This window comes from Pseudomonas fluorescens (assembly GCF_018614655.1).
GTDB classification, from domain to species: domain Bacteria; phylum Pseudomonadota; class Gammaproteobacteria; order Pseudomonadales; family Pseudomonadaceae; genus Aquipseudomonas; species Aquipseudomonas fluorescens_BX.
Genome location: NZ_JAGGOG010000011.1, coordinates 1 through 19,357, shown reverse-complemented (window position 1 = coordinate 19,357; position 19,357 = coordinate 1). Strand labels below are relative to the sequence as shown.

At 59.8% G+C, this 19,357-nt stretch carries 21 protein-coding genes; 6 read left to right on the top strand and 15 right to left on the bottom strand.

Annotated features, from left to right (window positions below):
• Position 1: 1 nt before the first annotated feature.
• The 5 genes from J7E41_RS10465 to J7E41_RS10445 form a co-directional block, all read right to left on the bottom strand.
• On the bottom strand, positions 2 to 679 hold the full coding sequence (locus J7E41_RS10465; protein ID WP_214992445.1) for a C39 family peptidase: 678 nt from the start codon (positions 677 to 679) through the stop codon (positions 2 to 4).
• A gap of 61 nt (positions 680 to 740) precedes the next feature.
• Positions 741 to 1,484, bottom strand: a complete 744-nt coding sequence (locus J7E41_RS10460) for a hypothetical protein (RefSeq protein WP_214992444.1) — start codon at positions 1,482 to 1,484, stop codon at positions 741 to 743.
• 64 nt (positions 1,485 to 1,548) lie between these two features.
• A complete protein-coding gene (locus J7E41_RS10455; protein ID WP_214992443.1) occupies positions 1,549 to 2,103 on the bottom strand; it encodes an adhesin in 555 nt (184 codons plus the stop codon).
• Complete coding sequence (locus J7E41_RS10450) at positions 2,103 to 2,549, bottom strand: hypothetical protein (RefSeq protein ID WP_214992442.1); 447 nt, start codon at positions 2,547 to 2,549, stop codon at positions 2,103 to 2,105. The genes J7E41_RS10455 and J7E41_RS10450 overlap by 1 nt, the downstream gene beginning before the upstream one ends.
• Positions 2,550 to 2,869: 320 nt before the next feature.
• A complete protein-coding gene (locus J7E41_RS10445) occupies positions 2,870 to 3,871 on the bottom strand; it encodes a FecR family protein (RefSeq protein WP_214992440.1) in 1,002 nt (333 codons plus the stop codon).
• Positions 3,872 to 4,022: 151 nt separating this feature from the next.
• Between J7E41_RS10445 and J7E41_RS10440 the strand changes: the two genes are divergently transcribed.
• Positions 4,023 to 4,292 carry a PepSY domain-containing protein gene (locus J7E41_RS10440; RefSeq protein ID WP_214992438.1) on the top strand — a complete coding sequence of 90 codons (270 nt, stop codon included), beginning with the start codon at positions 4,023 to 4,025 and terminating at the stop codon, positions 4,290 to 4,292.
• Positions 4,293 to 4,448: 156 nt separating this feature from the next.
• Positions 4,449 to 5,486 (top strand): Ldh family oxidoreductase, encoded by a 1,038-nt coding sequence (locus tag J7E41_RS10435; protein ID WP_214992436.1) that lies wholly within the window; start codon positions 4,449 to 4,451, stop codon positions 5,484 to 5,486.
• Between the two features lie 32 nt (positions 5,487 to 5,518).
• On the opposite strand, the gene J7E41_RS10430 is transcribed toward J7E41_RS10435, so the two are convergent.
• Positions 5,519 to 5,848 carry a DUF883 family protein gene (locus tag J7E41_RS10430; RefSeq protein WP_214992434.1) on the bottom strand — a complete coding sequence of 110 codons (330 nt, stop codon included), beginning with the start codon at positions 5,846 to 5,848 and terminating at the stop codon, positions 5,519 to 5,521.
• A gap of 167 nt (positions 5,849 to 6,015) precedes the next feature.
• On the opposite strand from J7E41_RS10430, the gene J7E41_RS10425 reads away from it, so the two are divergent.
• Complete coding sequence (locus tag J7E41_RS10425; protein WP_214992431.1) at positions 6,016 to 6,267, top strand: hypothetical protein; 252 nt, start codon at positions 6,016 to 6,018, stop codon at positions 6,265 to 6,267.
• On the opposite strand, the gene J7E41_RS10420 is transcribed toward J7E41_RS10425, so the two are convergent.
• Positions 6,242 to 7,168 carry a LysR family transcriptional regulator gene (locus J7E41_RS10420; protein WP_214992429.1) on the bottom strand — a complete coding sequence of 309 codons (927 nt, stop codon included), beginning with the start codon at positions 7,166 to 7,168 and terminating at the stop codon, positions 6,242 to 6,244. The genes J7E41_RS10425 and J7E41_RS10420 overlap by 26 nt on opposite strands.
• Positions 7,169 to 7,251: 83 nt before the next feature.
• Between J7E41_RS10420 and J7E41_RS10415 the strand changes: the two genes are divergently transcribed.
• Entirely contained in the window at positions 7,252 to 8,178 is a 927-nt protein-coding gene (locus J7E41_RS10415) for a carbon-nitrogen hydrolase family protein (RefSeq protein ID WP_214992427.1), read from the top strand.
• On the opposite strand, the gene J7E41_RS10410 is transcribed toward J7E41_RS10415, so the two are convergent.
• From J7E41_RS10410 to J7E41_RS10400, 3 genes are read right to left on the bottom strand one after another with little or no spacing between them, the layout of a single operon-like run.
• The gene (locus tag J7E41_RS10410) at positions 8,168 to 8,713 is read right to left on the bottom strand and encodes a GNAT family N-acetyltransferase (protein WP_214992424.1); all 546 of its coding nucleotides are present in this window, start codon (positions 8,711 to 8,713) and stop codon (positions 8,168 to 8,170) included. The two genes, J7E41_RS10415 and J7E41_RS10410, sit on opposite strands and share 11 nt — an antisense overlap.
• Positions 8,714 to 8,745: 32 nt before the next feature.
• Positions 8,746 to 9,216, bottom strand: coding sequence for an LEA type 2 family protein (locus J7E41_RS10405; protein WP_214992421.1), 471 nt, complete (start codon positions 9,214 to 9,216; stop codon positions 8,746 to 8,748).
• A 9-nt stretch (positions 9,217 to 9,225) separates the two neighbouring features.
• Positions 9,226 to 10,653, bottom strand: coding sequence for a nucleobase:cation symporter-2 family protein (locus J7E41_RS10400; protein WP_214992419.1), 1,428 nt, complete (start codon positions 10,651 to 10,653; stop codon positions 9,226 to 9,228).
• A gap of 233 nt (positions 10,654 to 10,886) precedes the next feature.
• Here J7E41_RS10400 and J7E41_RS10395 point away from each other — a divergent pair, with 233 nt between their 5' ends.
• On the top strand, positions 10,887 to 12,512 hold the full coding sequence (locus tag J7E41_RS10395; RefSeq protein WP_214992417.1) for a methyl-accepting chemotaxis protein: 1,626 nt from the start codon (positions 10,887 to 10,889) through the stop codon (positions 12,510 to 12,512).
• A gap of 587 nt (positions 12,513 to 13,099) precedes the next feature.
• Here the strand turns inward: J7E41_RS10395 and J7E41_RS10390 are convergent.
• The 5 genes from J7E41_RS10390 to J7E41_RS10370 all read right to left on the bottom strand — a co-directional run bounded on the left by J7E41_RS10390 (position 13,100) and on the right by J7E41_RS10370 (position 18,433).
• Positions 13,100 to 14,077 carry a 2-hydroxyacid dehydrogenase gene (locus J7E41_RS10390; RefSeq protein WP_214992415.1) on the bottom strand — a complete coding sequence of 326 codons (978 nt, stop codon included), beginning with the start codon at positions 14,075 to 14,077 and terminating at the stop codon, positions 13,100 to 13,102.
• On the bottom strand, positions 14,077 to 15,381 hold the full coding sequence (locus J7E41_RS10385; RefSeq protein ID WP_214992413.1) for an MFS transporter: 1,305 nt from the start codon (positions 15,379 to 15,381) through the stop codon (positions 14,077 to 14,079). Before J7E41_RS10385 ends, J7E41_RS10390 begins: the two co-directional genes overlap by 1 nt.
• A 136-nt stretch (positions 15,382 to 15,517) precedes the next feature.
• Positions 15,518 to 16,504: a sugar kinase gene (locus J7E41_RS10380; protein ID WP_214992411.1), complete on the bottom strand. Its 987-nt coding sequence runs from the start codon at positions 16,502 to 16,504 to the stop codon at positions 15,518 to 15,520.
• Positions 16,497 to 17,279, bottom strand: a complete 783-nt coding sequence (locus tag J7E41_RS10375; protein WP_214992409.1) for a sugar phosphate isomerase/epimerase family protein — start codon at positions 17,277 to 17,279, stop codon at positions 16,497 to 16,499. The genes J7E41_RS10380 and J7E41_RS10375 overlap by 8 nt, the downstream gene beginning before the upstream one ends.
• 80 nt (positions 17,280 to 17,359) lie before the next feature.
• The gene (locus tag J7E41_RS10370; RefSeq protein ID WP_353049399.1) at positions 17,360 to 18,433 is read right to left on the bottom strand and encodes a LacI family DNA-binding transcriptional regulator; all 1,074 of its coding nucleotides are present in this window, start codon (positions 18,431 to 18,433) and stop codon (positions 17,360 to 17,362) included.
• A gap of 264 nt (positions 18,434 to 18,697) precedes the next feature.
• Between J7E41_RS10370 and J7E41_RS10365 the strand changes: the two genes are divergently transcribed.
• A complete protein-coding gene (locus J7E41_RS10365) occupies positions 18,698 to 19,357 on the top strand; it encodes a hypothetical protein (RefSeq protein WP_251029443.1) in 660 nt (219 codons plus the stop codon).

Here is a 19,357-nt window from a genome sequence, read left to right as displayed (position 1 = left end):
TCTAGAAGAAGTCGCTCTGGATAAAACCGAAGTCCATCAGCTCTGAATCACGGACCGGGCTGAACTCGTTCAGCTTGTTTTTCGCGGTCAAGGGCGTGGGCGAAGCGAGCAGGACGTTGGCCTTGTCGTAGCCTTCACCCAAGATCGCAAACACAATGCCATTCCAGCCTTTGACGAAATCGTCTTTCGAATAACGCTTATGGCCCAGCACCGGATCGCCGATATAGACCCAATCCTTGTCGGCCCGCTGCATCACCACGAAGTGTTTGTAGCCACGGATTTCCAGTAGCACCACCACTGGAATCCTCACGGTGATCAAGGTGTCAGGCCCAATCCGGTAACCCCGGGCGCGCATGCCGATGCTTTCGAGGTAGCGCTTCATGTCCAGCATGGAAAAGCCCTGGGTGCGTACCAGGTCCTGATCGGCATTGACCAGCATGCCTTTGATGACGTGGTCTTCATCCACATCCATCCAATAGGCCTGGCGCAAGATGGTCGCCAGTGCTGCGGCACCGCAGCTGAAATCGGTTTTCTGTTCCACCAGGTTGGCAAAGCGCCGTTCACGGATGCTCTCGACCTTCTTGTAGATCACCGGGCCACCTGGCATGGCAATCGCCATTTGCGCGGCCAAGGCCGGGCCGGCAAACAGCAGCAGGAGGGTGAGGGCGATGATCCGCATGATCGAATGACCTGTTGGACACTGGAATAAGAAAGGGCCTTGTTGCCAAGGCCCCGTTGGATCAGAAGCGAACGTTTGCTGCACACTGGGTGCAACCGCTACCCAGAGACAGGGTGTTGCTTTGCTGGTTACCGGCACCTGCGGCGATGTTGACACCCAGGTTGCCCGAGGAGCCGTTACCCGAACCGTTCAGGCTGGCGTTGTTGGTGACGACTTGCGCGCCGCCATAGCCGCCGTGGCCAGCAGGTTGGTTGGTATAGACGTTGGCCAGTGCCTGTTGATCGGTATTCGACACAGCGGCCAGCGACTTGCCGTCGGAGGTCACGATTGCCAGGTTGTTTTTCTGTTGGTTGCCGGTACCGGCTGCCACGTTAGCGCCGGCATTGCCGGAGCTGCCATTAAGCGAGCCGTTGAGGGACGCGTTGTTGCGAGTCCCTTCGTTATTGAACTTGTTGTCTTTGCTTTCTTGATACACATCCACCAGGGCAAACACCGTCAAGGCATCGCCGGCACTGCTGGCAATGGCGGCCGCGTTGTCTTGCTGGTTACCGGAGCCAGAGGCCACGTTGGCGCCCAGGTTGCCATTGCTGCCGTTCAGTGAACCGTTGGCAGAGGCATTGTTTTCGGTTTTTTCGTCGGTGAATTTGTTGTCCTTGCTCACTTGTGTATCAGTCACCACCGCAGCCACGGTTCCGCTTGGCTGAGGTTGAGGGTGCCAGCCACCGCCGCCCCCGGCTTGTGCAGCAACAGCCATGAGCGCAGCTAGAGCAAAAACCAGGGGTTTAAGAGCCATTGTGGGTTTCATGGTGTATCTCCTTGCTTCTAATTGTGGGTTAAGTGTTGGTGCGGTCCAGCGAACAGCTCGGGTATCAATTGAGCTGCAGGTTCAGGGTGTTAGCCACTCGGTTCCCCACCCCGGCACTCTGGTTCACCTGTACCACTCCTCGGCTGCCGGTGAAGGCCTGGTCGCTGGTAACGACCTGGCGGCTGCCAGTGGTGGAGGTGGGGCCTGAGTTTGGTGACAGCGCCACGTTTTGCTGTGACAGGACGCTGTCGTCGATGCCTAGGGGACCTGCATTGATGCTGATCCGCACGGCATTGATCGATTGGTTGTTGGCACCGGCTGACTGGTTGACGCCCAGTACTCCGTTGCCATTGCTGAAAGAAGAGCCCTGGATCGCCGCCTTGGCATTCAGGGAAGGATCGGCCTTGCTGTCGAGTTTCTGGGTGAGAGCGCCACTGGACTGGCCACCGACCGTAATGGATCGGCTGTTGATCTGTTGTTGCTGGTTGCCGGCGGCCTGGTTGACCGAGGCGACGCCGCCATACTGTTGGCCTGAGTTATCGATCTGCGCCTTGTTGTCGCTGCCAGCCATGACCGATGAGCAGCCCAGCAGCGCGAGGATCAGCCAGGAACGATTCATCACTGGCCTCCCATCATGTTGCTGATGTTGTTAAGGGGCGTCATGCCGCGCTGAATTGAACCGTTGATTTGCCCGGCCATGCTTGACCCGCCACCGCTGTGCCCAATGGCTGAACCTCCAAGGCCCGAGGTGCTGGCGGCCTGGATTGTGTTCATGCCGGGGAGGTTACCGTTGGGCAGGATGGCGTGAGTGATGCTGGAACCGCTGGCGACTCCGGCGATATCGTTATCGCTGAGTTCGCCACTGGTAGCGCGCAGCACTTGTACGGAAGGATTGGCGCTGACGGTGGTTGGATTGGGGTCAATACCAGGGGAGCGGCCGGCCATGTGGCCTTGTACCGTGCGCTGGATCACGATGATCCCGTCACCGGCGGCGAACGCAGCGGTACTGATGAGTACACAGCTGATCAGCAGGAGGCTCATCGAGCCTGGAGTGAAGGTGATCACGGCAGCATTCCTTGTTTTGTAACGCTGACCCTAAACAGCGTTATCAGGAACAGAGCAGAAGCTGTGCCGCTTTTAATTTTTCTTTTGTATTCAGTTGGTTGAACGATACGGGAGGGCGGGAGGCAAATGATGTGTATCAAGCCTGAAACAGCGCGCTGGCCATGATCCTGTCAGCCACATATGCCCACGCCTGTCTCAGAAATGAAGCACTCTGGATGACAATCCGGTGATGCCGCAGCGGGCCATTGATTCAGACGAGATGGGTGTTTCAAAAGTGGACACTTCAAAGCGCGCGGGACCCCGGCGCCAAGTGTTGGTGATCAGCCTTTGGGCGTTTTTTGCGGTATCGAATTGAGGACCGGATTGCCGTCCTGGTTCAGGGTCAGGTAGACCGGCAGGACCTTGGGCAAGGAGGGGACGAGGTTGCTGACTTCGTTGAGGTTGTAGATCCCGCCGATACGAATGGCACCCGTATTGGCGTCGGCCAGCATCACCGGTGTATTCAGGTAGCGGTTGATCAGCGGCAGGGCATCGGCCAGGGCCAGGTTGTCGAGAATCAGTTTTCCATCGCGCCAGGCGAGGGCGGTGTCGTCAGGGTCAATCGGCTTGACCTTGGGGCTGGTGTCGCCGCGGTTATAACTGGCCTGCATGCCGGGTGACAGCCGCGCTCCGCTGTGGGCCTCGTCACTGGCAATTTGCACCGAGCCTTCCAACAACATAACCCGTACTTGGTCTTCGTATTTCCAGACGTTGAATTGGGTGCCCGTCACACGGATACGCCCTTCGCCAGCCCGGACCACGAACGGGTGTCCGGCGTCATGGCTAACCTTGAAAAAGGCTTCGCCCTTGCGAAGAGTCACTCGGCGTTCGTCTTTGTAGTTGCTATAAACAAGCTCGGTGCCCAGGTTCAATTCCACCTGGCTGCCATCGCTCAGTGTGACCTGGCGCAGGCCGCCCTCGGCTTCAATGTGCTGATAGGAACTGGGCAACCAACCGGCTTCCCAGCCGGTGAAAGCGGCCAGGGGCAAGGCAACCAGGCAGACAGCTGCGGCGACCGCATAAGTGCGTAACCGGCTACGTGGCTTGAATGGCACAACGACCGGAGTTGGCGTGGTTTCAATACGCGGCAAGTGATCGGCGACATCCCAGATTTCCAGCATCGCTGCGTACTCGAAGGCATGCAGTGGATGGGCGTCGTGCCATTGTGTAAACGCCTGACGTTCGGCAGTCGTGCAATCAGAGGCGTGCAGACGCATGCACCAGTGCGCGGCGGCCTCGGTGATAGCGTCATATTCGGCTTCTGAAAGGGACTGTTCGGTCATTGGTTCATCCTGATTTCCTACATTCTAACCTTCACGACCCCGTGACGAGAACAGCAGTCATGGCAATTGCCCATCAATTGGAACTATTTCTTAAACACCACGCCCTAAAACACAGGAACCGTGTCTGTCTTTGTTTAAATGGAGTACGAAAATGTTGAAGAAAACCTTAGCTGCCATGATTGCTGCCACCACCTTGCTCAGTGCAGGCGCTGCCCTGGCTGATCGCCCGGGTGCCGGTTGGATCACCATTGAAAAAGCGATTGAGACCGCCAAGACCAAGGCCGGGTACGTCGAGATCTACAAGATCGAGGCGGATAACGACGGTTATTGGGAAGGGGAAGGGCGCAAGTCCGATGGTGTGGTCTACGAGTTCCGCATCGACGGCGCCTCCGGCAATGTGCTGCGGGACCAGAAGGACTGATTCCGACAGAAAATGCCTCACCTGCCTGCCCTAGGCGTGGGCAGGCCTCTCATCAGAAGAACAGGTAGTTGACAGGCCACTCGCTCCGCGTTGTTTAATCAAGAGGCTGAACCCAGCAGGCTGTAGCCCCCTCCAATAATTACACTGGAGCTTCAGATGTCAGCCACACCCTTTACTGTGGTGAATGCATCGCAGACGATTGCTTTCACTGAACTGGTTGCCTTGCTCAAGCAAATTTTCATCCGCCATGGCACCTCACCTGAGGTCGCTGGCGTGCTGGCCGACAACTGCGCCCGCGCCGAACGCGATGGTGCTCATAGCCATGGGGTGTTTCGCATTCCGGGCTATGTGTCGACCCTCAACAGTGGTTGGGTCAATGGTGCTGCGGTGCCGGTGGTCGAGGATGTCGCTGCAGGCTTTGTCCGGGTCGACGCCGGCAATGGTTTTGCCCAGCCGGCATTGGCCGCAGCGCGTCCGTTATTGGTTGAAAAAGCCCGCAGCGCCGGGATCGCCGTGCTGGCTATCCGTAACTCCCATCACTTTGCTGCACTGTGGCCCGATGTTGAACCGTTCGCCGAAGAAGGGCTGGTGGCCCTCAGCGTGGTCAACAGCATGACCTGCGTGGTACCCCATGGCGCCGACCGACCACTGTTCGGCACCAATCCCATTGCCTTTGCGGCGCCACGGGCCGATGGGCCACCGATTGTCTTTGACCTGGCCACCAGTGCCATCGCCCATGGCGACGTGCAGATTGCGGCGCGTAAGGGCGAGCGCGTACCACCGGGAACCGGTGTCGATAGCCTGGGGCAACCGACCCAGGACCCCAAGGCGATCCTCGAAGGCGGTGCGTTGTTGCCGTTTGGCGGGCACAAGGGTTCGGCGTTGTCGATGATGGTTGAGTTGCTGGCGGCAGCGTTGACGGGCGGTCATTTTTCTTTTGAGTTCGACTGGTCCAATCACCCCGGCGCGAAGACGCCCTGGACAGGCCAGTTGCTGATTGTGATCGACCCGAGCAAAACCGCCGGACAGAACTTTGCCGAGCGCAGCCAGGAATTGGTGCGGCAGATGCATGCGGCGGGGCTTAAGCGTTTACCTGGGGACCGTCGCCATCGCTCACGGGCAAAGGCAGCGGTAGAGGGAATTACTATCGATAGTGAAGAGTTGAGTCGGTTGCGAGTATTGGCACAAAGTTGATGAGGGAGAGGGGCAAGCCCCTCTCCAGGGCTTCAGTTGCGACGACCCAGCAACAGGCCTACCACCAGGCCGAAACCTGCAGAGATGGCCACGGTCTGCCATGGGTGGCCACCGATGTAAGTCTCGGTGGCATCCACCACCGGCTTGCTGCGCTCGCGCACGCTGGAGACAGAGTCCAGGGCTTGTTTGAGTTTGATCGCCACCTGCTCACGCAGGGTTTCACCTTCTTCGCCCACCAGGCTGGCGCTGCTCTTGAGCAGTTTGTCCGACTCCTCGATCAGCGCCTGAAGTTCACTGAAAGCTTGATCCTTGATTTGATCTTCGACCGCTTGCGCGGCTTGGGTGGCGGTTTTACGGGCCATTGGATAACTCCTGCTAGATGTGTATTTGGCGATGAACAATGGAGTCGGGGAGCGCGGCAAAAGTTGCAGTTTTTTTCGCGCCGTTGCTCATCTGATAATAAATCCGAACTCAGACATTTCCACCTACAGTGTAAGATGTCACCTATTTACGCAGCAGGTAACTCCACATGAGCTTCAATCTGGCCAACAAGCCCCTAGCCGAGCGCGCCGCGCTTGAAGATGAAAAGTCCCGTCTGTATGACCTGTGGCAAAGCAATCTGGGCAAGGCCAAGGGCGAAGGTGCACGCTTGTTTGGCGAACGCGCCAAGCGCAAGGGCAAGTGGTCCGAGTGGGTACGTTCAGAGCTGGACAGCATGTCGCCGCCGGAATTTGCCAACATGGTGCGCAGTGAAGTCAATCGACTGATGGCGGCCAAGTAAAACAGGCAACCACGGCCTCGCGCACCTTCAGCAGCAACGGGTCCAACTGGGCCTGGGTGCGCCACCCCAGCTCCACCGGATAACGCGGTAATGCCAGAGGGCACGGCAGTACCGTCAAACCGGTCATTCGGGCGATGGCCTGGGCCGCGTGCCCGGGAATGGTCGCCACCGCCTGGCTGCCCTTGAGCAGGAACGGCAGGGCCGCAAAGTGTGTGGTTGAGGCGCAGACCTGGCGACTCAAACCCAGCGCAGCCAACCCTTCATCGGTGATCCCGATAAACCCGCCAGACGACACCAACACATGCTCACGCTCGACGAACTCGTCAAGGCCGATGCTCTGCTGACCGGGCTCCACACTGCCGGGGTCCACCAGGCACTGATAATCACCTTCCCCCAGCACCTGCCGGCTCAGTCGCCGTTCAGCGAAGCCACCGGCAGTGATTGCCAGGTCCAGGGTGCGATCGAGCAGGGCATTGGCGACGATCTGGCTGTGGGTCTGGCGGAAGATCACCCGCAGCTTCGGTGCACGCCGGGCGATTTCCTCGATCAGGCGCCGGCCATAGGCAATCTCGAAATCATCGGATAAACCCAGCGCTACCGAACGCCCCTGATAATGACTGCCGTGAGGATCGACCATCGCCAGGCTTTGCCGGCAACGATCCAGTGCTTCGCTGATCACCGGTTTCAATTGATTGGCCCGCAAGGTGGGCGCCAGGCCTCGGCCAGTGCGCACAAACAACTGATCGCCATACAGCTCGCGCAAACGCCGCAAGGCTGCGCTGACGGCCGATTGCGTGACGCCCAGACGCAGTGCCGCACGGCTGGCGCTGGACTCATCGTGCAGGGCTTCGAAGGCTTTCAGCAGGTTGAGATCGACTTGGGCGATATTCATTTGGCTCATATCATTTAGCAGCGAGGTGGGCTTTATTCATGATCAGTGTTGGCCGGAGAATGGGCAACCCCCATTGATTCGGAGTGACCCCGATGCCCCTCTCTACTGTGGCTGCCTTGCAAGTTGGCTCCTTGCCCGGCGGCAAGGGTGAAACCCTGGAGCAGATCCTTTCCTACGAAGACGCCATCACCCACAGCGGTGCGCAATTAGTGGTGATGCCTGAGGCCCTGCTCGGCGGTTATCCCAAAGGCGAAGGGTTTGGCACGCAGCTGGGTTACCGTTTGCCGGAAGGTCGTGAAACGTTTGCCCGCTACTTCGCCAATGCGATCGACGTGCCGGGCAGCGAAACTGACGCCTTGGCCGGCCTGTCGGCACGCACCGGTGCGAGCCTGGTACTGGGTGTGATCGAACGCTGTGGCAGCACGTTGTACTGCACGGTGCTGTATTTCGAGCCTCAGGGCGGTTTGGTGGCCAAGCATCGCAAACTGATGCCTACCGGCACCGAACGGCTGATCTGGGGCAAGGGCGACGGCTCCACCCTGCCTGTGATCGACACCGCGGTGGGACGCATTGGTGGCGCGGTTTGCTGGGAAAACATGATGCCTCTGTTGCGCACGGCGATGTATGCCAAGGGCGTGGAGGTGTGGTGCGCACCAACGGTGGATGAGCGGGAAATGTGGCAGGTCAGCATGCGGCATATCGCCCATGAGGGGCGCTGCTTTGTGGTCAGTGCCTGCCAGGTTCAGGCGTCACCCGAGGCATTGGGCGTAGAGGTTGCCAACTGGCCCGCCGAGCGTCCGCTGATTGCCGGTGGCAGTGTGATTGTCGGGCCGATGGGCGACATTCTGGCCGGGCCTTTGCTCGGTGGGGCGGGGTTGCTCACGGCTCAAATTGATACCGATGACCTGGTGCGGGCACGGTATGACTACGACGTGGTTGGCCACTACGCCCGGCCGGATGTGTTTGAGCTGACCGTGGATGAGCGGGCCAAGCCGGGCGTACGGTTTATCAGCGACTGAGCAGCCATTCCTCGCGGGTGATTTCCCAGATGTCACGTGGGAAATTGCCTTCGACAAACTGGCCTTCGTCACTCCTGATCAAACGCATCCCCGTACGCTCGGAAATCCGGCGGGACGCCGTGTTCGGCGCTGCCTTGGGTACCCGCATCACAGGCCGTTCAAGTACCTTGAACCAATAGTCGGTCACCGACGCACTGGCCTCGGCCATCAGCCCCTGGCCTTGCCACTGTGGCCCCAGCCAGAACCCACGGTTATTGTCGACTTCGTCCATCAGGCTGATGTTGCCGATCAGTTGCTCCGGTGCGCTTTTCAGGCGGATCGACCAGTGCCATTCCTCACCCCGGGCGATCGCTGGCAAGGCGATCTTTTCCAGGTAGGTACGGGCACCATCGGTCGGGTAGGGCCAGGGCACCTGGGCATTGAGGTAACGCACTACTTCCCAATGAGGGAAGTGCTGCTGGATACCCTCGGCATCGTCGAGGGTCAGCGGAAGTAGAATCAGGCGTTCGGTGTACAGCGTTGGTTGCGCGTCCATGGTGCAGGGCCCTCCATGTTTACAAGGTGTGACTACCAGGTAGCGGCGGCGTTCGGCAGGTCCAGGGTGCCGCGATCCACAAAGCGCATGGTCCCGAACAGCCCGCCCGCCAGTTTGCCGCGCAAGACGTAGGGCAAGTTGTTCAAACCCTGGGTCTGGCTCAGGCCCAGGGTTTGGCGCAACACGGAAAACGCTGAAACACTCACCGGCACCATCAGAACGGTCTCGGAAAACCGCGGGATGGATCCCTGCTGATCGCTGACCCCCGACGCCAGCGGTCGGCCATTGACCTCCAGGTCCAGGGCCACACCGTTGTAGTCGATCGCCGTTTCATTGGGGTTCTGCACCCGCAGCTTCACGGCAAAACGCACTTCCAGGTCCTGGCTTTGCAGCGGCTCGATGCCCACCACGTTGATGTTCACCGGGTCGCGATTGGGGAACAGGGCGCAGGCGCTCAAGGTGAGCAGCAGCAGTGAAAGGGTCAGGCCAGCGAATCTGCGCATAAAGGGTTCCTATTTCGTGACGTCCGGGTCTTGCATCACCTTGAGGGTGGCCGCTTCCGGATCAAATTCATCTTCTTCCAGTTCTATGAACTCTTCCGGCAGGAAGATGTTCAGCACGATAGCGCAGAACGCACCGACGGTGATCGGTGACTCGAAGATGTTGTGCAGCGCCTTGGGCAGATCACGCAGCACTTCCGGCACCGCCGCCACACCCAGGCCCATCCCAAGGGAAATCGCCACGATCAGCACGTTGCGCCGATGCAGGCCGGCTTCGGCGAGGATCTTGATCCCGGCCACCGCCACCGTGCCGAACATGATCAGCGTGGCGCCGCCCAGTACAGGCTTGGGCATCAACTGCAACACCGCGCCGATCACCGGGAACAACCCAAGCAGGACCAACAGCCCTGCAATGAAGTACGCCACGTAACGGCTGGCCACGCCGGTCAGCTGGATCACGCCGTTGTTCTGGGCGAACGTCACCATTGGCAGGCTGTTGAAGGTGGCCGCCATTGCCGAGTTGAGGCCGTCGGCCAGCAGTCCGGACTTGATGCGCTTGATGTACAGCGGGCCTTTGACCGGCTGCTGGGAAATCATCGAGTTGGCGGTCAGGTCACCGGCGGCTTCCAGCGGGGAAATCAGGAAGATCACGGCCACCGGAATAAATGCCACCCAGTCAAAGGAAAACCCGTACTTGAACGGCACCGGTACGCTGATCAACGGCACTTGAGGCAACGCCGCAAGATCCACGCGGCCCAGCCACCAGGCGACCACGAAGCCCAGGGTCAGGCCAATCACGATCGAGCCCAGGCGCAGGAACGGGTTGTTGAAGCGATTGAGCACCACGATGGTCAGCAGCACGAGCGCCGCCAGCCCCATATTACCGGCCGCGCCCAGGTCGCTGGCACCATAGCCGCCCGCCATGTCGGTGACCGCCACCTTGATCAGCGATAGGCCCATCAGGGTAATGATGGTACCGGTGACCACCGGCGTGATCAGCATGCGCAACTTGCCAATGAACTGGCTGAGCACCACTTCGATAAACGCCGCGAAGAAGCAGATGCCGAAGATCGTCGAGAGAATTTCATCGGTGCCGCCGCCTCGGGCCTTGACCATGAAGCCGGCGCTGAGGATCACGCTGATAAACGAGAAACTGGTGCCTTGCAGGCACAACAACCCTGAACCTATAGGGCCAAAGCGTCGAGCCTGAACAAAGGTGCCCAGCCCGGAAACGAACAGCGCCATGCTCACCAGGTACGGCACTTCGCTTTCCAGGCCAAGTACGCCGCCGACAATCAACGTCGGGGTGATGATGCCGACAAAACTGGCTAGCACATGCTGCAACGCGGCAAAAATCGCTGCGGTGAAATGCGGGCGGTCTTCCAGGCCGTAGATCAGGTCGGATTTATAGCGGGGGCGAGGGGCTTGAGCGTCAGACAAAATACGGGCTCGGGTAGGAAAAAGGAGGCGCAGGATGCCAGAAAGTGACCACTGTCAGAAGTGTGAAGAAATATTTCTCCAGCCCCTGCATTAAATACCGAGTCCTGCCGATACCTCTCATAGGCCCACAACAATGACAACAGTGGCGCCGAACGATCAGTCACGCGCGTTGACGCCGGCTGGTCGTGTCGCGGCAGGGATGCATGCAGCCACCACCTTCTGAGAGCTCTCCTATGTCCCTCCGTCATTTGAATATTGCCCCTCGGGCTTTTCTGGGTTTTGCGGCCATTGCGTTGTTTGTCATTGTGCTGGGGGTGTTTGCGGTCAACCGCATGACGTTGATCCGCCAGGCATCGCTGGACATGGAAACCAACCAACTGCCCAGTGTCGGCTTTTTGGGCAACATGACCGAAAACGTGCTGCGCCTACGGATTCTGTCGTTCCGGGTGTTGGTCAACCGGGAGCCGGCAGCCTTGCAAGAAGCTCAAGTGCGTATCGGCGTGCTAGTGGACAAGGTCAAGCAAGCCCAGACCGGCTACGCCGCGATGCCGGCCAGTGCCGAGGAGGCAGTGCTGTACAAGACCTTTGTCGGCACGCTGGAAAATTATCTGGCGGCCCAATCGCAGATGATGGAGTTGTCGCGCCAAGACAAGTTGGATGATATGCGTGCGCTGATTAACAGCAAGATCAAGGATGGCACCGATCAGATGGGCGAGCAGTTGAACAAGCTGATTGCCATTAATAACGCCGATGCCCGGCACGCCGGCATCCTGGCGGGGGAGAGTTACGACGCGGCAGTCACCGGCATTATCTCGGTGGCGGTGCTGGCAGCGGTGTTGACTGTATTACTCGCCTGGCTGCTGACCCGCAGCATCGTCACGCCGTTACGCAAAGCGGTGGAGGTCGCCCAAACCATCGCCGGCGGCAACCTGACCGAAGTCATCGCCGACGAGGGCAAGGATGAGCCGGCCCGTTTGTTGGGCGCATTGGCGGCCATGCAGGCCAACCTGCGTCAGACTATCCAGCACATAGCCGGCTCTGCCACGCAACTGGCTTCTGCGGCTGAAGAACTCAGTGCCGTCACCGAAGAGTCCTCCCGGGGCTTGCAGCAACAGAACAACGAAATCGAACAGGCAGCCACTGCCGTCAATGAGATGACGGCGGCAGTGGAAGAGGTGGCGCGCAATGCGGTGTCGACTTCAGAAGCCTCGGCGCAGTCGAACCAGGCCGCACGGGAAGGGCGCGACCGGGTAGTGGAAACCGTAAGCGCCATCCAGATCATGACCCGGGACGTGCAAAGCACCTCGGTGCTGATCGAAGGCCTGGCCACCCAGGGGCGTGATATTGGCAAGGTATTGGACGTGATCCGCGCGATTGCCGAACAGACCAACCTGCTGGCACTCAACGCCGCGATTGAGGCGGCCCGGGCGGGTGAAGCCGGACGTGGTTTTGCCGTGGTGGCTGACGAAGTGCGGGCCCTTGCCCATCGCACCCAGCAGTCGACCCAGGAAATCGAAAAAATGGTCGCCGGTATCCAGAACGGTACCGGTGAAGCGGTGCAATCCATGCAGCAAAGCAACCAGCGCACCCAAAGCACCCTGGAAATGGCCCGCGCTGCCGGCGTGGCGCTGGAGCAAATCACCGAATCCATCGGCCTGATCAACGAACGTAACCTGGTGATTGCCAGCGCTTCGGAGGAACAGGCGCAGGTTTCCCGCGAGGTGGACCGTAACCTGGTGAATATCCGTGACCTGGCAACGCAGTCCGCTACCGGGGCGAATCAGACCAGCGTGGCCAGTCATGAACTGTCGAGATTGGCGGTGGATTTGAATGGGATGGTGGCGCGGTTTGTGATCTGAAAAGGCTCGTTGTCGGGGGCTGCTTCGCAACCCGATCGCAGCCCCGTGCCTCGGCAGCGGCTACAGAACCGCTGTCGATCACCTGTAGCCGCTGGCGCAGCCTGCGATCGGCTGCGCAGCAGTCGTCAGGATCTTGAAACTGGCGAAGGTCCTGCGGTCCTTATCGCAGCCCCGTACCTCGGCAGCGGCTACAGAACCGCTGTCGATCACCTGTAGCCGCTGGCGCAGCCTGCGATCGGCTGCGCAGCAGTCGTCAGGATCTTGAAACTGGCGAAGGTCCTTCGGCCCTTATCGCAGCCTCGTGCCTCGGCAGCGGCTACAGAACCGCTGTCGATCACCTGTAGCCGCTGGCGCAGCCTGCGATCGGCTGCGCAGCAGTCGCCAGGATCTTGAACACTGAAGGTCCTTCGGCCCTTATCGCAGCCCCGTGCCTCGGCAGCGGCTACAGAATCGCTGTCGATCACCTGTAGCCGCTGGCGCAGCCTGCGATCGGCTGCGCAGCAGTCGTCAGGATCTTGAAACTGGCGAAGGTCCTTCGGCCCTTATCGCAGCCTCGTGCCTCGGCAGCGGCTACAGTGTCAAAGCATTCAGTGTTTCCAGGCTCGTGGATTCACCAGATTCTTCGGCCGCTTACCCTCCAGCGCCTCCAGCAGATTGTCCACCGCACACCGTGCCATCGCCTCGCGGGTTTCATGGGTGGCGGAACCGATGTGTGGAGTGGCGACTACGTTGGTCAGGCTCAGCAAGGGTGAATCGTGGTTCAACGGCTCGCGCTCGAATACATCCAACCCGGCCGCCCGAATGGTGCGTTGCTGCAAGGCGTCGATCAGTGCCGCTTCGTCCACCACCTTGCCTCGGGAGATGTTGATAAAGATCGTCTCCGGGCCCATTTGTGCGAATTCCTTGGCGCCGATCAGGCCTTCAGTTTCGGCGGTCAATGGCAAGGTCAGGCAAACGAAGTCGGCTTGTTTGAGCAAGTCCGGCAGGTTGCGGTACTCGGCGCCAAAACGGTGTTCCACCGCAGGCTTTGGTGAGTGGCTGTGGTAGATCACCGGCATGCCAAACCCAAAGTGCCCGCGCTGGGCCAAGGCTTCACCGATACGGCCCATGCCGATAATGCCCAGGGTCTTGCCATGCACGTCGCTGCCAAAATGCAGCGGGCCAATGTTCTGGTTCCAGTTGCCGGCACGCACCATATTGGCCAGCTCTACCACTCGGCGAGCGGTGGCCAGGATCAGCGCGAAACCGGTGTCGGCGGTGGTTTCGGTAAGCACGTCCGGGGTATTGCTGAGGAGGATCCCGCGTTGGGTCAGGTAGTCGATGTCGTAGTTATCGACACCTACCGAGACACTGGCCACCGCTTCCAACTGCGGCGCCCGGTCCAGCAGCTTCGCATCCAGACGCAGGCTGGCGCCCAATAGCCCTTGCGCTGTGGGCAGAGCATCGCGCAACTGTGCCAGGCCGCCGGCGTCGAGGCTTTCGATCAGCGTGACGTCGGCCGCTTCCTGCAAACGGGCCATCAGCGGCGCGGAGAGTTTTTTGTATAGTACGACATGCTTTTTCATCAGGTTCTTACCTTCAATTCAAGGGGGCGCAAAGGGACTGGCCGAGGCTGTTCCCGGTCACTGGCGCCGGGCTTGAGAAAAATCGTCAACACCACCGATACCAACAGTGCGCCGCTCATCAGCAAGTAGGACGCGCCGGGGGAGCCGGTGCTGCTATTGAGGTAACCCACCAGGTACGAACCGCCAAAGGAGCCCAGCGCGCCCATGCTGTTGATCAGCGCCATGGCGCCGCCGGCGACGTTGGTCGGGAGGATTTCCGGAACAATCGCGAAAAAGGGTCCGTAGGGTGCGTACATGCAGGCGCCGGCGATCACCAACAACGTGTACGACCACCAGAAGTGCTCGGCGCCCAAGGCATAGGAGCCGTAGAAGGCAACCGAGGCAATCAGCAGCGGCGGCCAGACAAAACGTTTACGCTTTTGCAGCTTGTCCGAGCCCCAGGACACCGCCAGCATGGCGATCACTGCGGCCAAGTAAGGCAGCGCCGACAGCCAGCCGGCCTCGACCATGTCCATTTGCAGGCCTGCCTTGAGGATCGACGGCAGCCACAGCACAAAGCCATAAACCCCAATGCTCCAGCAGAAAAATTGCAGGGCCAGGATGATCACTTTGGGCGAACGGAAGGCTTCGGCGTAGTTTTTCACCGCCTTGATGCCCACCTGTTCGGCCGCCAGCGCGCTTTCGAGGTCTTGCTTGTGTTGCGCGCTCAGCCACTTGGCATCGGCTGGACGCTCATCGGCCAGGCGCCACCAGATAAACGCCCAGAGCACCGCCGGCAAGCCTTCGACGATAAACATCCAGCGCCAGCTGAAATGCTGCACCAGATAGCCCGACACCACGGACATCCAGAGCATGGTCACCGGGTTGCCGAGGATCAGGAAGGTATTGGCCCGGGAGCGTTCGGCCCGGGTGAACCAGTGGCACAGGTACACCAGCATCGCCGGCATCACGGCGGCTTCCACCACGCCGAGCATGAAGCGGATGCCGATCAGCATGTAGGCGTTGGAGACGATACCGGTCAAGGTGGCCAGGCCGCCCCAGAGGATCAGGCTGACAAAAATCAGCTTCTTCACACTGCGTTTCTGCGCGTAGATCGCCCCCGGCACCTGGAAGAAAAAGTAACCGAGGAAGAACAGTGCACCGAGCAGTGACGACATGCCCGGCGTGATCATCAAGTCTTCGGCCATGCCTGAGGCGGCGGCGAAGCCATAGTTGGCACGGTCCAGGTACGCCAGGCTATAGGTGATAAACACGATCGGCATGATGTACCACCAACGACGGGTGGCGAGTTTCAAGGTTTCCATGAGTGTGCTCCTGAGCTTGTTGTAGTTGTGGCAACAGGTGTGGTGAGCGGGCTTACTGTGGCGAGCGGGCTTGCCCGCGTTGGGCTGCGTAGCAGCCCTGGAACCCCGCACTGAGTTCCTTTTGAAAGAGTCGAGTTCAGCTTCTCAGGGCTGCTGCGCAGCCCAACGCGGGCAAGCCCGCTCGCCACAAAGAGGCGTCCGGCAGATCGGTCCGGGACGGCAGGCCCTCCATGTCGCCACGGCTCTGCACCGCGCGACTGCCGATCCAGTTAGCGCGTTGCACGGCTTCGCTGAAGCTGAGGTTTTCCAGCAGGGCGCTGATCATGCCCACGGCAAATCCGTCACCGGCACCGACGGTGTCAACGACCTTGGCCACCGGCACGGCGGCGATGAAGCCCTGGTCCAGTTGAGTGCGGTAGTACGCGCCATGAGGGCCGAGCTTGATGGCTACCGCTTCGACGCCTTGGTCCAGATAAAACGCGGCAATGTCGGCCGGGTCCTCGAAGCCGGTGAGCAGGCGGCCTTCACTTAGGCCTGGCAACACCCAATCCGCCAGGCAGGCGAGGGCGTTGATTTCGCTGATCATGCGTTGTTCATTGGCCCACAGGGCCGGGCGCAAGTTGGGGTCAAACGACACGCTGCGGCCAGCTTTGCGCATTTGCATCATCAATTGCCGGGACAGGTCACGGGTGGCATCGGACAGCGCCGGAGGAATGCCGGTGGCGTGTAGATGGCGAGCCTGCAACACCTCGGGGCGGATAGCCGCGACGGACAAATGACTGGCCGCCGAGCCGCGACGAAAGTATTCGACTTGCGGATCGGCGCCGGCGTCTTCCCGGGACTTGAATTGAAAGCCTGTGGGGTGCAGTGGATCGACCTCCACCAGGCTGCAATCCAGGCCTTCGTTGCGTAAGGTGTCCAGAACAAAGCGGCCTAGAGAGTCATCACCGACCCGACTGAGCCAGGCAACGTTGAAACCCAGGCGCGACAGGCCAATAGCAACGTTACTGTCGGCCCCGGCGATGCGCTTGTGAAATTGGCCAACGCTGGCCAAATCACCGGTCTGCTCGGCAACAAACATCGCCATGGTTTCGCCAAATGACAGAATATCGATCTCAGACATGAGCGTTCTCCACGCGAGGCTGGCCAAGGAGGGCGAGGGCGGCAACCTGCTGTGCCGTGACTTGGACGAGGTCTTCGCCTTGCAGCGGAAATTCCACGGCCCGTGTAATACCTTGAGTCATGTGCCGCAGCAGTTGTTCCCAGAGATGCAAGTCAGCGGCGCCGGGCGCCAGGGCCACCAGCTTGCCGTCGGCGCGACGGGCCACCGCTTTGCAGTGCAGGTAGTCCACATGCCGGCCCAGCAGGCGCGCAGCAGTAGTGGCGGACTGGTCCTGCCATTGCCAGTTGCCGATGTCGAAGGTCATCTTGACCGGCACCTGCAGCCGCTCGACTTCATTGAAGAAACGCTGCATCGGCTCGATACGCCCGCCATGCAGGGTCTGGTCGTTTTCCACCAGCAGGCGTACCGGATGACGGTTGAGCAGGGCACTCAGACTTTGCAGGTCGTTGGTGTCAGTGAAATAACCGAGGGAGACTTTCAGCCAGCGGGCACCAAAGGTCTGGGCACGGTCAAGGGTGGTGGCCAGCTCGGCATTGGGTTGCGCGCGTCCGGCGACCCACAGTTCCAGCGGTGAAGAAAATACGCATTCCAGGCCATGGTTCGCCGCTGCTTGCGCCAGCTCGCCAGGCTGTTCGTGGGTCAGTAACTCTTCACGCCATTCGATGCGTTGGGCGCCGGCCGTAGCCAGCAACTCGACAAAACTCAACTGGCCACGTTGCCGGACAAGGTCGGCGCCGTAGCTGGAAAGGCTGATGGAGACGGGGTACTTGTGCATTGTTATTTACCTCTGAAACCGGTTTCATTTTTTATCGAAGATCAAATGTGGGAGTCGGGTTTGCCCGCGATAGCGGCCGGTCAGTCAATATTTCTGTTGGCTGACACACCGCCATCGCGGGCAAGCTCGGCTCCCACAAAGGGTTGCGTCGACCCACGGATAATCAACTGGGGCAGGAAATCCAGGGTCCGCGTAGGCTCGGTATCACCGCGCAAACGCTTGAGCAAACACTCGAATGCCTGGGTACCAATGGCCTCGGTGGGCTGAGCGAGGGCAGTGATGCCACTGCCCACGAGCGGGTACCAATCCAGGTCATCCAGGGCGATCAGGCCGATGTCCTCGAACAGCGTGCAGCCCACGTCTCGCAAGGCTTTGGTACACGCCAGCGCGGCGATACCGTTAGCGCAGAACAGGGCTTTGGGGGCGTTTTGAGTCGTTGCCATGAAGGTACGCAGGTGACTGTTCAATGCGTCGTCGATTTCCAGCACCGCGCCGGTCAAGTTTGAACGCCGGGTGATCTCGGTCTTGAAACTCTCCACCCGCTCTACTCGCGAGCTGGTGCCATCGGGCGGTTCGCTGACCAGCAGCACATCCCGATAGCCCTGTTGTTCAAGATGGTCGATGGCCATGCGCACTGCCGCCGGGTTATCCAGGCCGACCAGGTCGCTGTGCAATGGTTCGACCTTGCGGTCTACCAGCACCAGGGGCATTTCCCGTTGCAGCTCCAGCAACTGGTCGAGGTGATGGCCAAGGGTATTCACGATCAAGCCTTCGATGTTGTAGGCACGCAAGGCCGCCAGGTGCAGGCGCTCTTGCTCGTCATCGCGGTCGGTGTTGCACACCACCAGGCTGTAGCCGTGCTTGCGGCAGGCAGTTTCCACACCGTGCATCACGGCAATCGAATAGGGGTTGCGGATATCGGCCACCAGCATGCCGATCAGGCGGGTGCGGCCGCGTTTCAAGCCACGGGCCATCTGGTTGGGGCGGTAGCCAAGTTCATCAATGGCCTGTTCGATGCGCAAGGCAATGGCATCGGAGAGCAGGGCGCGGTCGTCACCGATAAAGCGCGACACGCTGGCTTTGGAAACCCCGGCGCGCTCGGCCACGTCAAGCATGGTCACACGGCTGCGCTGGGCGGCGGAAAAAGAAGTCACGGTGGCGGGCCTTTCTTATTGGATTTGTCTGGTTCAGGCACACAAACGGGCGAATGAAACCGGTTTCAGGAAACGATATGCAGGAGTTTTCGTCAAGTGATTTTCGGGGGGCACACGGTTCGCTGGCCTGACTAAAACGACGAGTGGCACCTCTTACCTGTTAGTTCTGACAGTATCCGACGCTGGGGATAAGGCGTTTACTTTGCCTTAAACGTGGTCGGCAGCTACTCCCTTGCAACCGGCCAATTATCTTGAGGAAAGAGCATGTCCGCTTCCAAGGTAACCCGACTGCTGACGCCGTGTTCCTCATTGCACGACGGGAATGTTTTGGCACTGCCCCCGATGGATATCCCAGGCGTTGACCCTCTAGACCCCAGAGGGTTAGTAGCGGCTCGTCTGCTACTGGCCCCTTTGCTGGTCAGAATACCGCTGTGGGCACCGCCCCCTGAAGCGGCCGATACGCCACACAGGCTTTCTCTGTTCTGGGAACGGGATGGTTTGCAGAGATTGGCTGACTTTCAAATCATCAATGCGCCTCCGCCGGATTTGCCCGCGTTTATAGAAATGCACGTGCCGCTGGCCATGCTGAGAGAGCGCTCCGGAACGGTGGAGTTGTATTACCGGGTGGTGGATTCAGAAGGCCAACCCAGTGAGCTCGATCCCAAGCTGACGCTCACCATTGATATGAACAGTCCGGAATTACTTCGGCCGAATGATGCACTGAGTTTCGTCAACGACCCGATTGCTGGGGTGGACGAGGACTATTTGGCCAACTTCAATCCGGTCAGATTTAACCTGCCGCGTTACCAGGGGAGGGAGGCCTGGGATCATATCGAGATGTTCTTGTCCAACAGCCCGAATCCTCCTGCTGCCGCTCCGGATGGTGTGTACATACTTGAATTCACTAGTGGCCTGAGCGGTTAA